Source organism: Spirosoma arcticum, from assembly GCF_054779955.1.
This window is the reverse complement of record NZ_BAAGXG010000001.1, coordinates 815780-828148: the sequence shown is the minus strand read 5'-3', so window position 1 is coordinate 828148 and position 12369 is coordinate 815780. Positions and strand designations below refer to the sequence as shown.

Below are 12369 nucleotides of genomic sequence, written 5' to 3'. Positions count from 1 at the left end.
CTACAATTCTCATCCAGCCCGTCACAATCGCCCTCTCCTCATGAACTCGCTAACGATTGAACTGAAACTAAACTCGATTGAGTTGAACCACGTCCGGAAGGAGCGAAATCTTTACTTCGTTCTGGCGGCTACCAGCGCCGAAAATCCGGGCAGTCTGGCCGTAACGCACCTGCCCGACACGGGATCACTAACGCTGGGCAAACACCAGACCGAATACGATTTTGCCCCGCCGGGCGACGCCGGGGGCGGGCTGTTTCTACTTTCCATGCCGATGCCCGCCAGCCAGACGCTTTACGTCCGGGTGTGGGTGATGGAGTCGATGGACAAGCGCAAAGACATAGGTAAGGTGCTGGCGGGGGTCGCTGATTTCGTGGGTACAACGGTGGAAAAAAGCGGGATCGTTCAGGTTATTGGTGGTATCAATCCATTGGTTATCACGGGCCTGAAAACAGCGAACGACGGCCTGTCTAAGCTGGGGGGTGCCCTGTCCCAATCGGGCGACCGGCAGGTAGGGTTCGTTTCGATGGACCAGTCGTTCGACGCCGTAACGCTGCCCCTGACCTGCACCCAGGTGATGATGTCGGGTGAGGGCAAGCTGAGCTGGAGCTGGTTAGCCCGCCCCGCCAGCCAGCCCGTCACCGAACAGCCGCAAACCGAACCCGTTCAGCAGACAGCCTGACCGGTGCCCTATCCATTTCCTCAATTCTGGTTTCGCATGACCCTCGGACAAGCCAAAGAAGCAACGGGCGCGGCCCTATCCTGCGCCGAGAAGTTTTTGCCTTACCTCAGCGATACCTGCGTCCGGTACGCGATTGATACGCCCGCGCGTCAACTGTGTTTTTTTGCGCAGGTTGGTCACGAAAGCGGTGGGCTGTACTACACCGAAGAACTGGCCAGTGGCCAGGCCTACGAGGGCCGGGTGGGGCTGGGCAACACCCAGCCCGGCGACGGAGTGCGCTTTAAGGGGCGGGGCCTGATTCAGATAACGGGCCGCGCCAACTACTACGCGCTGAGCACCGCCCTGACCATTGACCTGCTGGCCAACCCGACGCTGCTGGGCGGCAAAAATGTGGAGCACTGCACCCCGGACCAACTCCGGTACGCGGCCCTGAGCGCGGGCTGGTTCTGGAGCAAAAATGGACTCAATGCCTTAGCCGACAAGATTCTGCTGACGCACCCCATCGACGAAGGACCCAACTTAGACTATTTCAAGCAGATAACCCGCCGGATCAACGGGGGCTACAATGGTCTCCCCGACCGGCTGTTTCGCTTCAAAAATGGGGCAAAGCATTTTCTGGACATCTGAACAGACCTCAATTTCTTCCTTTTCCACCGATGCCTACCGCGTACTACCTGCTTCAGATGCCGCCGGTACTGCTGCTCTTCCTGCTGATCGGCCTGTTTATCGGCATCAGCACTGGCAGCACGCTGTTGTTCCGAAGGTACGTTCGGCTGACGACCCGCCACGCCGAAAACCAGGGCGTTGGCGACGTGTTTGCCCTGGTAGGCGGCCTGTATGCCCTGCTGCTTGGCTTCGTGGTGTTTTTGGTCTGGGACTCGTTCAACGAAGCGCAGACCAACGCCGACCGGGAAGGCAGCTTAGCCAGGGGACTCTACCGCACCATCCGCTACTACCCGGACTCGGCTAAAGTGGCTCCGCTGATGAGCGCCTACCTGACCTACGTGCGGCACGTGACCCGCCACGAGTTTCCGCACATGGAAACCATGCAGCCCTTTACCAAAGAAGACCGGCAGGCGTTCAACGGGGTGTTTCGTCGGCTGGAAGCCATGAACACCGGCGACTTGCGGACGGATCAGATGTTCCGCCACCTGAATGACCTCGCTACCTACCGGAATCTGCGGCAATTAGACACGGTCAGCGGCATTCCGGGACCCATCTGGATGGCGCTCATCATCGGGGGTGTCGTCCTGCTGTTGTTTGCCATGCTCCTGGACATCGCCAGTCTGCGCCTGCACCTGATCGTCAACAGTGTGCTCAGCACGTTCATTGGTCTGGTCGTTTACATCATTCTAATACTGGATCACCCGTTTACGGGCCAGATAAAGATTGAACCCGAAGCCTACCGCCAAATCCTGACGATGGCTGACGAAGACCGGTGATGTTCCCCGGTCCGTAACGCACAGCCTATCCCGTAGCGGATCCATCAACGCCATTAATCGTCCCAAACCACGCTATGCCCACACTCGGAACCATTCAACCAACCCGCAAACTGTTAGCCCTCGACGGGGGCGGCATCCGGGGTACGATTACCATCGAGATTCTGGCCAAAATGGAACGGCTCCTCCAGCAGCAACTGCAACGGGACGATACGTTCGTGCTGGCGGATTATTTCGATTACATCAGCGGTACCAGTACGGGGGCCATCATCGCCACCTGCCTGTCGCTGGGAATGCGAATCGACACCATCCGGGATTTCTACCAGGCCAGCGGATCAGCCATGTTCGACAAAGCCAGTTTGCTGGATCGGTTCCGGTATAAGTACCACGACGAGAAGTTAGCCGAAAAGCTGAAAACCGTCATCGGTGCGGACACGACCCTGGGAAGTCCCAAACTCAAGACCCTGCTGTTGCTGATTATGCGGAATGCCACCACCGATTCGCCGTGGCCGGTCTCCAGCAATCCCCGCGCCGAGTATAACCAGCCAACGCGCCCGGACTGTAACCTTCACTTCCCGCTCTGGCAATTGGTGCGGGCCAGCACGGCTGCACCCACCTACTTCCCGCCCGAAACGATAACCATTGGTCAGCACCATGTCATTTTTGTGGATGGGGGCGTTACGATGTACAACAATCCCGCCTTCCAGCTTTTTCTGATGGCCACTATCCCCGCCTACCGGCTGGAGTGGCCCACTGGCGAGGACCGGCTACTGCTGGTTTCGGTCGGCACCGGCTCCGCAGCCAACGCCAATGCCAACCTCGCTCCCCACGAAATGAACCTGCTCTACAACGCCGGTTCCATTCCGTCGGCGCTGATGTACGCAGCCGCCAATGAGCAGGATTTTCTGTGCCGCGTGTTTGGCCACTGTCGCTACGGGGCCGTGCTGGACCGGGAGGTGGGCGACCTGTGCGCCGTAAAAGGGCCGGGCGATACGAAGCTGTTTTCTTACGTGCGCTACAACGCCGACCTGTCGGAGCGTGGTCTCGCCAAGCTGGGACTGCCCCACATCCGGCCCGAACACGTTCAGCAGATGGACTCCGTGGCCTACACCGGCGACCTGCAAACGGTGGGCCGGGCGGTTGCTGACCGGGACGTGGACGCGGGCCATTTCTCGCGGTTTATCGGGTAAACAAGCGTCTATTTATGTACGTCTTCATTGTGCGTCCGTTCGGGATAAAGCAGGACATCGACTTCGACCGGATCGAGAAAGAGTTGATTCAGCCTGCGTTGCGGGCGATTGGCATAGCGGGCGAAACAACGGTGGCCATCACCGAAGCGGGCAACATCCGCGAGGATATGTTTGCCAAACTGCTCACCGCCGATCTGGTCATTGCCGACATATCGGTTCACAACGCCAATGTGTTTTATGAATTAGGCATCCGCCACGCCCTACGCGACAAAAAAACGCTGCTTCTGCGCTGCTCCGACGACCGCATACCCGACGTTCCCTTCGACCTCAAAACGGACCGTTACCTGAGTTACACCCTGCCGACGCTGAAAACGGACAGCCTGCGACTCAAACAGGCGCTGCTGGAAACGCTGCACTCGGACCGGAAAGACAGCCCCATTTTTTCGCTGCTGCCCCACCTCAAAGCGCAGGACCCCGAACAGTTTCTGGTGGCACCGGCCGGGTTCTGCCGGGAAGTGGCGGAGGCCCGGCTCAACAGGCACGAAGGGAAGCTGGCCCTGCTGGCGGCCGAAACCGCCAACTTTCCGTGGGAACTGAGCGGCCTGCGGCTGGTGGGCGAAATTCAGTTCGAGATGAATTCGCTCACGGGTGCCCGCCTGACCTGGGAACGAATCAGCGCCCTCGCGCCCGACGACGAGCTGGCCAATGACCGGCTCAGTACCATCTACCAACTGCTGTCCGAGCAGTACGCCCCTACCCTGGCCGACGCCAACTCGCCCTGTCTGCCGTTGCTGGCCCTGTCGGACCAGGCCATCGGTCGGTTGCTGGCCAGCAGCGAGTTGAGCGCGGGCAAGCGGGCCGAAGCGTATTCGCTCAAGGGCCGCAACGATAAATTCCGGTGGGTAAACGAATGGCAGTTTGCCCCGCCCGCCGAGTTTCGGCAGCGGGCGCTGGAGTCCAGCTACCTCTTACGCGCCTACGAAGCCTACGCCCAGGCCTTCACCGAAGACCTGAACCACTTTATCTCCGGCATCAACGCGTTAGGCTTGCTGACAATCATCCTGAACCTGGCCGAGACCCAAAAACCGACCTGGGAAGAGCATTTTGATGATGCCGGGGAGGCCGAACTGGCACTGCAGGTGATGCAGCGGAAATACCCGGAGATGGTAACCGTGGTAGGGGCATCGCTCGACGCGGCCCGGCACCGGAAATACAGCCACGGGGAGCGGGACCGCTGGCTGGAGTTGACGGTGGCGGATCTGCGCTGTTTGACGCTGGACAAGCCCCGACGCATCCTGCGGCTTTACCAGGACGTAATGAGTAGTGCCGACCCGTTGTTCGCCCACGCCACCCGGCGTCAACTGGAACTCTATCACAAACTACAGATACGCGCCGACATTGTTGACCCTATTTTGGCACAATTAGCCCCGGCCACGGCTCCACTGGTCGACGTAGAACCCGGCTTTGTCGTCTTTACGGGCCACATGATTGACCGGGACGGCCACGCTCCCCGGTTTCCGGCGCATCAGGAAGAGCGGGCGAAGGAAGAGATACGCCGGAAACTGCGGGCCATCCGTAACCGCGTCAACGGTCCACTGATCGGCGTGGCGGGTGGTGCCTGCGGGGGCGATATTCTGTTTCATGAGGTTTGCCAGGAGGACGATATCAACATACCGACCCGGTTGTTTCTGGCGGTTCCCAAACAACAGTACAGCAAGGAATCGGTCGCTTTTGCGGGCCAGCCGTGGGTCGACCGGTTCGAGCAGCTTTATCGAAATCACAGTCAGGCCGATGATTACCGGCTGCGCATATTGTCGGCGAATCGAAAAATGCCGTTCTGGCTGGGGCCGAAGAAAAATTACTGCATCTGGGAACGAACGAATTTATGGATGCTTTATCACGCGCTGGCCTACGGGGGCGAGGGCGTAACGCTACTCGCACTTTGGGACGGCAAGAGCGGCAACGGCCCCGGCGGTACGCAGGATATGGTTCGTAAAATGGAAGAGTCCAATGCTGATTTAGTGCTGATCAACACAACAACGCTGTTTGATCTGTAACACCGTTAACTTAGCCAATGCGTCAAATCAATGCCCCGATGAACAGCCAACCTGGGCTGGTTCACAGCCGTTTGTCTGTTGGGATGTGGACGATGTACCGCTGTGAATCAATGGCAGGTATGTCCACGATTTCGATCCGACGGGTAATCATCTGCCGACCGTCACTCACTTCGACTACGTAGACCCCCGGTTCGGACCCCTCAAAATCGAATCTTCGCCAGTAGCCTCTCGATCCCCTGCTGACAATTTCACGGTAGAGTACCGTATTGTCAGAATTCCGGATGATGATCGTGATTCGAACGGGCCGGGAAATATCCATCATCAGATTCAGCTTCCACTGAGGCCCCAGATACGTGTTCACCTCGAACGATGTCACTTTTGCTACCGGATCGCCCGGTTCGGCGCTGGCAGCTAATGCACCGCTCATGGCTGTGGTTAAAAGCAGGCTCACCATTAAAGCGTTGACGGTTAATTGTGCGGTTGTTTTCATGGTTTATGTTGTCCCCTGGTACAAGGACCATTTAGTAGGTGGATCAAAGGTGAGGTAATTGGATATATTAGTAAAGCGAATTATTTTTGTCGAAATCATGAATACTATTCATCATGGAATTACGACATCTTCAGATGGTGCAGGAAGTAGCCGCCACCGGCAATCTGACCAGAGCCGCCGACCGGCTGTTTCTAACCCAGTCCGCGTTGAGCCACCAGTTGAAGGAGTTGGAGAGTGACCTCAATACACAGCTTTTCATCCGCGACAAAAAACAGATGCTGCTCACTCAGTCGGGGGAGGTCGTGTTATTAGCAGCCGGGAAAATTCTACAGGAAGTGGCCGACACGCGGGCTAAAGTCCGCTGCCTGACCGATAGCGAAGCGGGTCAGGTGCGGCTCTGCACCCAGTGTTATACGTCCTACCACTGGCTGGCCGGTTTTTTACGAACGTTTCAGCGGCTTTATCCGAAGGTAGACATCAACGTGGAGTTGGAGGCTGTTACTCAGGATGCGGACCAGTATTTATTAACCAATAAGATTGACGTGGCGATTACGGAAGGGGACGAAAATCCGAAGTTTGCGTATACCCCGCTTTTTCAGGATGAATTTATGGCGGTCGTTGCCCCCGACCATGCCTGGGCGGCCCGTTCGTGGGTTGAGATTGATGAATTTGCCGACCAGAATTACATCATGTACAATATCCCGGATGAAGAAAGCCAAAACTTCATGATGCTTTTCAAGCACCGACGCCCCGCGAAAGTCTATAAAATCACGCTGACCGAAGCTATTGTGGAGATGGTTAAGGCGGGGCTGGGCGTTGCGGTATTGCCGAATTGGATCATAAAGCCTTATGTACAGTCCGGTCAATTAGCGGCAATCCGGCTTACAGAACAGGCGTTCCGGCGAACGTGGTACGCAGCTACGCTAAAAACCAAACAGCTCCCCCCGTACACAATCGCGTTCATTGAGCAGTTGGCGTTGTACATGCAGTCAAATGAAAAGTGGTCAGTCGGTCAGTTAGTAAGTCGGTCAGTGACTGGCGCGAGTAACACTCATGCGCCAGTCACTGACCGACTTACTAACTGACCGACTTCTATTGCACCGCCACAACCTTAAACTCGGTTCGGCGATTCTGCTGGTGCTGTTCTTCATTGCAGTTCACCCCGTCGTCGCAGCCATTGACGATTTCGGTTTCGCCGTATCCACGAGCCACAATCCGGCCCGCCTGAACACCGCGCGACACTAAATAATCTAAAGCGGCCCGGGCGCGGTTCTCCGACAGCCGGATGTTGTACATATCCGTGGCGCGGGCGTCGGTATGCGACCGCAGCTCAATCTGCATCTGCGGGTACTCCTTCAAAACCGTCAATACCCGGTCGAGTTCGCGGGCGGCATCGGCCCGGATGAAAAATTTATTCAGGTCGTAGTAAATGTTTTTTAGCTGAAACACGTCGCCAACGCCGTACAGGCCTATCGAGTCCGTGACAGCTTTACCATTATTCCGCTTGGCCTTACCAAACTGCGCTTTTTTGGTTGCATACCGCTCTTTTTGGGCTGTAATAGTGTAAGGCGCGTTGGGCTTCGTATTGAACTCGTAGCCGCCATCGGGGCCGGTGATGACGGTCTGCTCCGATTTGTCTTTTTCGTTGCGCAGGGTCACCTTCACGCCCGTTGCGGGCTTCTGGTTGACTTCCGTTTTCACCACCCCTTTCACCAAGGTATTTTCCGTCCGTTCGAGATAAATCGACACGTTCAGAATTGGTTTCGGCGACTGGGTGAGGGTCGAAAAGCGGACGCTGTTCAGGGCAAACCCTTCTTTAATTACTTTGAACTCGTACTCCGTATTGGCATCCACGCACAAATCGGCCCGGCCCGCCACGTTCGTCAGGCGCAGGTCCTGATTGGCCCCGTTGCGCAGGATACGAACGTCAGCGCTTTCGAGTGGCGTACCCGTTTTGGCGTCGTAAACAAAGATGTTAAGTTGTCGGCACGACCGCCGAAACGAATAAATGTCATCGTCGCTGACGCCTTTTTTACGGTTGCTGCTGAAATAACCACTCGTCCGGCTGCGGTCGGTGATGAAGCCAAAATCGTCTTTTTCGGAGTTGATCGGTGCGCCCGCGTTCTCCACGCCTTTGTAGGCCACGCCATCCCGCAACTCGGCAAAGAAAATGTCTAACCCACCCAAGCCTTCGTGACCATCTGAGGAGAAGTGCAGGTTTCCGCTCTCATCCGCAAAGGGAAACATTTCGTTGCCTTCGGTATTGATTTCTTTACCCATGTTAACGGGCGTACCCCACTGACCACCCGCGTACTCAACGACGTAAATGTCGGTGCCCCCGTAGCCGCCGGGCATATCCGACACAAAATACAGTTTGGTATTGTCGGGCGAGAAAGCCGGGTGCCCCACCGAATACTCGTTGCTGTTGAACGGCACCTCCTGAATATCGACCCATTTCCCGTCCTTATTTACGGACGTATACAGTTTCAGTTTCTTGATTCCGTCGGCGCTTTTGCCCGATTTACCTTTGCTGGAGTTGTTCCGGGTGAACACGATGAAGTTCTCATCCTTCGTGAACGTCATGGGTCCCTCGTGGTATTTGGTGTTCAGCGTCCGGCTGAAAATTTCGGCTTTGGTAAGCGGCTGGGTCTCGGCCACGACCTCGGCTACCTCCGTTTTTTCGGGGCCACCCCCACCCAGCACAGCCGCGCTGACCGGCCGGGCCGACTCCCCACCGGGTGCCCGCAGTTGGGCCGTGTCGGGGTGAAAATACAGATCCAGAAACGGCGTTTGGTTCCAGTTGAACACGCGCTTCACCACCCCGGATTCGTCGCGGGCGGACACGAACACCAGCCCTTTTTTGAAATACATTGGGCTAAAATCGGCCTGCCGCGAGTTGAGGGCCAGCGGCTGAACGCGGTAAGATGAGGAATCCTGATAGAACCGGTTCATGTCCATGTACGAAACCGTGAACCGGCGCCCCCGCAGGTCCTGCGCCTGTTTTTCGCCGTACTGGCTGTACTGTTTCTGCGATTCGCGGTAGCGGCCATTGGACGCCAGCGACTGCGCGTAGTATAAATACACTTCACTGTCTAAATCGGGGTACGCCTTCACTAATTCACCATAAACCCGTTCGGCGTTGCGGCTGTCCTGCAATTTCCGGTAGCTGTAACCCAGTTTGGTCATGGCCTCACGGGTTTCGACGGGGTCTTTTTTCTTGTCGGCCCTTATAAACTCTTCGTAAGCCCGCACCGCGCTGACGTAGCTAAGGTTGTCGAATTGCTTGTTGGCTGCCCGCAACCGGCTGCTTTGCGCCTGCGCAATCTGGCACCCCAACGCCATTCCTGCAATGAGCAAAACCTGTATAATTCGATTCATGATGGAAAAGTAAAATAAAAGACTGTCAGTCTATGGCTACTTGCATCAAATTAAGTGCCAAAAATACCTAAATCAATGCATCTGTTGGTCCCATCCGTAAACAACCACCCCTACCAACTCCTGGTTAAGGCGGCTAAGGCGGCCCAACAAATTCAGCAACGTGACCGGGTATTTAGCGGTTGCTCCCCGGTAGACAACTTGTTTTTTTTGGCCTTCAGCCGCCTTGCGCCCAGTGCTGGTAAGGCCGTGAGCGTCAGTACGTTTCTACAGGACGAGCTTCAATCAGGATTGTTCATATAGCCAACTTTCATGCATACTATTGATAATCAACAAACTAAACCGTTTACTCAAAACGTTAGCCAGTCTTACCATCTACTTTATGTCTTGCTCAAACGTGTTGGATTCTCTTTGTTAATGACCGCCATTCGGCCGGCCGTTACGGTTGCCGCCCGGCTGACGGCCACTCCCCTGTCTCAATTTAGTCAATCGGGCATCAATGCCATCGTTACCCCCGACGCTACCCAGTCTGGGACGGCCCGACGTTCCGGGTTTCGTTTTGACTTGGACTTGACAACGGCCCAATTATCAGGTGTTGTCAACAACGCCCCCGATCTGCCCCTGCTCGACGTTGATTTTTGCGGGGAGTGCCTGCCCCTCGACCAAACCCACGTTGCCGACCGCTGGAAACGCGTATTCACCCTGTTTCGGTCCCACGCCAGCGACCTCGGCGACCTACAGCGACGGGCCGATTCGTTCTTCCCCATCATCGACCCAATTCTAAAAAAACACGATATTCCCGCCGATTTTCGGTACGTACCGTTAGCCGAGAGCGGGTTGCGGCCCAAAGCCGTTTCGCGGGCCGGAGCGGCCGGTTACTGGCAACTGATGCCCGGCACCGCCCGTTCGCTGGGCCTGAAAGTAAGTGGCAAAACCGACGAACGGTTCAACGTCCGCAAGGCTACCGAAGCCGCCTGCCGCTATCTGCGGGCGCTCTATACTCAGTTGGGGTCGTGGTCATTGGTGGCGGCCGCCTACAACGTGGGGCCGGGCTACATTGCCGGGCAGTTGAAACGGCAAACCCACCGCGACTATTACCGGATGCGGCTCCCCCGCGAAACGCAGTACTACCTGTTTCGGGTGCTGCTCTACAAAGAAGTGATGTCGCGCCCCGACGATTACTCGTCTTTTCTATCGCCCGCCCCCGCCTGGCAATCGTGAAAGGGTGAATGAGTGGATGAGCGAATTGAACGGAACGCTCATTCACTCATTCACCCTTTGTAAAACCCTATTCTCCTAAATCAGTTTATAGACTACACCACAGCCGGGGGCGCATCCGGCTGGCACCACCATTACATCCCGCGTTTGAATGCAGTCTGACACGATAAAGCCCCCCAACCGTGTACCCGACCGGCCCGTTGTTACCCGGCGGCTCGACCGATTTTTCCTGAATTTAGCCGACGTAGCCTCGTTTATCGGTCGTTTTTTTCGGGAGTTGTTCCTGCCACCTTATGAGTTCAAAGAGATCATCCGGCAGTGTTACGAAGTTGGCTATCGGTCGCTGCTGCTGATTTCGACCACGGGTTTCATCGTCGGAATCGTCTTTACGAATCAGTCGCGGCCGTCGCTCGCCGAGTTTGGCGCGGCCTCGTGGTTGCCCTCGCTGATCGCCATCGCCATTGTGCGGGCGCTGGGGCCGCTCGTTACGGCCATTATTGCGGCTGGTAAGGTGGGGTCGAGCATTGGGGCCGAGCTGGGGTCGATGAACGTGACCGAGCAGATCGACGCCATGGAAGTGTCGGGCACCAACCCTTTCAAGTTCTTAGTCGTGAGCCGGGTATTAGCCACGTCGATTACAATTCCGCTGCTCACGATGTACACGATTTTTGTGGCCCTCATTGGCGCCTACATCAACGTCAACCAGAACGAACAAACCAGTTTCACATCCTATATTCAGGAAGTCTTCGGAGCCATTACGTACGTAGATATCTTTGCGTCGCTGCTCAAATCCATGGTGTTCGGCTTCACCATCGGCATGGTCGGCTGCTATAAAGGGTATTATTCGTCCAAGGGCACAGAGGGCGTTGGTAAAGCAGCCAATGCGGCCGTTGTTACCTCCACATTTTTGGTATTTATCGAAGAACTGATTTCGCTTCAGATTGTCAGCGCAATACGAGGCAGTTGACCAAAGGGTGAAAGGCGAAAGAGTGAATAACCGGGCTGGCACGGTCCGCTATTGCGGCTCCAGCGAAACAAAACGCGTCAGATAGAATGGCGGACCACACTCTTTCGCTCTTTTCATTCTTTCACTCTTTAATTTTATGACCGACTCCATCATCACCATCCGGGGCTTAACGAAATCCTTTGGCGATCTGCACGTGCTGCGGGGCGTCGATCTGGACGTGTACCGGGGCGAGAACGTGGTTGTGCTGGGCCGTTCGGGAACGGGCAAGTCGGTGCTGATCAAGATTATTGTCGGCCTGCTCAAACCCGACGCGGGCCATGTTACGGTGCTGGGGCAGCAGGTTGACACGTTGCGCAGTCGGGAATTGGACGCCTTTCGGCAGCAGGTGGGTTTTTCGTTCCAGAGCAGTGCGCTCTACGACAGCATGAGCATCCGCGAGAATCTGGAGTTTCCCCTCGTGCGGAACGTGCGCAACCTGAGCCGGTCCGACGTCGACCGCGCCGTTGAAGAAGCCCTCGACGACGTGGGCCTGTCGCAGACCATCAATCAGATGCCGTCGGAACTGTCGGGCGGGCAGCGCAAACGCATTGGCATTGCCCGGACGCTGATTCTGAAACCCGAGATTATGCTGTATGACGAACCCACGGCCGGGCTGGACCCGATTACGAGTATCGAGATCAATAAATTAATCAACGAAGTTCGGGAACGCTACCGGGCGACGTCCATCATCATCACCCACGATTTGACCTGTGCCAAAACCACCGGCGACCGCGTGGCGATGCTGCTGGATGGTCGATTTGAGCGCGTTGGTACGTTCGATGAAGTTTTTGCCGATCCCGACGAACGGGTTCAGCAGTTTTATAATTACAATTTTGTAAACTGAATAGAGTTTGTGGTTTGTAGTTTGTGAGTTTGTAGTTGGCTGACGCCCGAAGGCTATCGCGTCAGCCAACT

Annotated in this window: 12 protein-coding genes; 10 read left to right on the top strand and 2 right to left on the bottom strand. The window is 56.2% G+C overall.

What is annotated here, in order from left to right; all coding sequences use genetic code 11:
* The first annotated feature begins 40 nt into the window (after positions 1-40).
* The 5 genes from ACYVHB_RS03675 to ACYVHB_RS03655 all read left to right on the top strand — a co-directional run bounded on the left by ACYVHB_RS03675 (position 41) and on the right by ACYVHB_RS03655 (position 5365).
* Positions 41-679, top strand: a complete 639-nt coding sequence (locus ACYVHB_RS03675; RefSeq protein ID WP_461049696.1) for a hypothetical protein — start codon at positions 41-43, stop codon at positions 677-679.
* A gap of 36 nt (positions 680-715) precedes the next feature.
* Positions 716-1306 (top strand): glycoside hydrolase family 19 protein, encoded by a 591-nt coding sequence (locus tag ACYVHB_RS03670; RefSeq protein WP_461049694.1) that lies wholly within the window; start codon positions 716-718, stop codon positions 1304-1306.
* Between the two features lie 29 nt (positions 1307-1335).
* Positions 1336-2121: a bestrophin-like domain gene (locus tag ACYVHB_RS03665; protein WP_461049693.1), complete on the top strand. Its 786-nt coding sequence runs from the start codon at positions 1336-1338 to the stop codon at positions 2119-2121.
* Between the two features lie 74 nt (positions 2122-2195).
* Positions 2196-3308, top strand: a complete 1113-nt coding sequence (locus ACYVHB_RS03660) for a patatin-like phospholipase family protein (RefSeq protein ID WP_461049691.1) — start codon at positions 2196-2198, stop codon at positions 3306-3308.
* A gap of 14 nt (positions 3309-3322) precedes the next feature.
* The gene (locus tag ACYVHB_RS03655; RefSeq protein WP_461049689.1) at positions 3323-5365 is read left to right on the top strand and encodes a tetratricopeptide repeat-containing protein; all 2043 of its coding nucleotides are present in this window, start codon (positions 3323-3325) and stop codon (positions 5363-5365) included.
* A gap of 61 nt (positions 5366-5426) precedes the next feature.
* Here ACYVHB_RS03655 and ACYVHB_RS03650 read toward each other — a convergent pair whose 3' ends face one another.
* Positions 5427-5855, bottom strand: coding sequence for a hypothetical protein (locus tag ACYVHB_RS03650; protein ID WP_461049687.1), 429 nt, complete (start codon positions 5853-5855; stop codon positions 5427-5429).
* 113 nt (positions 5856-5968) lie between these two features.
* On the opposite strand from ACYVHB_RS03650, the gene ACYVHB_RS03645 reads away from it, so the two are divergent.
* Positions 5969-6940, top strand: coding sequence for a LysR family transcriptional regulator (locus ACYVHB_RS03645; protein ID WP_461049685.1), 972 nt, complete (start codon positions 5969-5971; stop codon positions 6938-6940).
* Between the two features lie 7 nt (positions 6941-6947).
* Here the strand turns inward: ACYVHB_RS03645 and ACYVHB_RS03640 are convergent, their stop codons facing one another.
* Positions 6948-9233: an OmpA family protein gene (locus ACYVHB_RS03640; RefSeq protein ID WP_461049684.1), complete on the bottom strand. Its 2286-nt coding sequence runs from the start codon at positions 9231-9233 to the stop codon at positions 6948-6950.
* Positions 9234-9308: 75 nt separating this feature from the next.
* Here ACYVHB_RS03640 and ACYVHB_RS03635 point away from each other — a divergent pair, with 75 nt between their 5' ends.
* The 4 genes from ACYVHB_RS03635 to ACYVHB_RS03620 all read left to right on the top strand — a co-directional run bounded on the left by ACYVHB_RS03635 (position 9309) and on the right by ACYVHB_RS03620 (position 12298).
* Entirely contained in the window at positions 9309-9533 is a 225-nt protein-coding gene (locus tag ACYVHB_RS03635) for a hypothetical protein (protein ID WP_461049682.1), read from the top strand.
* A gap of 114 nt (positions 9534-9647) precedes the next feature.
* A complete protein-coding gene (locus tag ACYVHB_RS03630; protein WP_461049680.1) occupies positions 9648-10451 on the top strand; it encodes a lytic transglycosylase domain-containing protein in 804 nt (267 codons plus the stop codon).
* Positions 10452-10599: 148 nt separating this feature from the next.
* Positions 10600-11415, top strand: coding sequence for an MlaE family ABC transporter permease (locus tag ACYVHB_RS03625; protein ID WP_461049678.1), 816 nt, complete (start codon positions 10600-10602; stop codon positions 11413-11415).
* A 136-nt stretch (positions 11416-11551) separates the two neighbouring features.
* Positions 11552-12298: an ABC transporter ATP-binding protein gene (locus ACYVHB_RS03620; RefSeq protein WP_461049676.1), complete on the top strand. Its 747-nt coding sequence runs from the start codon at positions 11552-11554 to the stop codon at positions 12296-12298.
* Positions 12299-12369: the final 71 nt, after the last annotated feature.

Coding starts and splice junctions, on each gene's coding strand:
- ACYVHB_RS03675 (WP_461049696.1), top strand. CDS start 41: ATGAACTCGCTAACGATTGAACTGAAACTAAACTCGATTGAGTTGAAC.
- ACYVHB_RS03670 (WP_461049694.1), top strand. CDS start 716: ATGACCCTCGGACAAGCCAAAGAAGCAACGGGCGCGGCCCTATCCTGC.
- ACYVHB_RS03665 (WP_461049693.1), top strand. CDS start 1,336: ATGCCTACCGCGTACTACCTGCTTCAGATGCCGCCGGTACTGCTGCTC.
- ACYVHB_RS03660 (WP_461049691.1), top strand. CDS start 2,196: ATGCCCACACTCGGAACCATTCAACCAACCCGCAAACTGTTAGCCCTC.
- ACYVHB_RS03655 (WP_461049689.1), top strand. CDS start 3,323: ATGTACGTCTTCATTGTGCGTCCGTTCGGGATAAAGCAGGACATCGAC.
- ACYVHB_RS03650 (WP_461049687.1), bottom strand. CDS start 5,855: ATGAAAACAACCGCACAATTAACCGTCAACGCTTTAATGGTGAGCCTG.
- ACYVHB_RS03645 (WP_461049685.1), top strand. CDS start 5,969: ATGGAATTACGACATCTTCAGATGGTGCAGGAAGTAGCCGCCACCGGC.
- ACYVHB_RS03640 (WP_461049684.1), bottom strand. CDS start 9,233: ATGAATCGAATTATACAGGTTTTGCTCATTGCAGGAATGGCGTTGGGG.
- ACYVHB_RS03635 (WP_461049682.1), top strand. CDS start 9,309: ATGCATCTGTTGGTCCCATCCGTAAACAACCACCCCTACCAACTCCTG.
- ACYVHB_RS03630 (WP_461049680.1), top strand. CDS start 9,648: ATGACCGCCATTCGGCCGGCCGTTACGGTTGCCGCCCGGCTGACGGCC.
- ACYVHB_RS03625 (WP_461049678.1), top strand. CDS start 10,600: ATGCAGTCTGACACGATAAAGCCCCCCAACCGTGTACCCGACCGGCCC.
- ACYVHB_RS03620 (WP_461049676.1), top strand. CDS start 11,552: ATGACCGACTCCATCATCACCATCCGGGGCTTAACGAAATCCTTTGGC.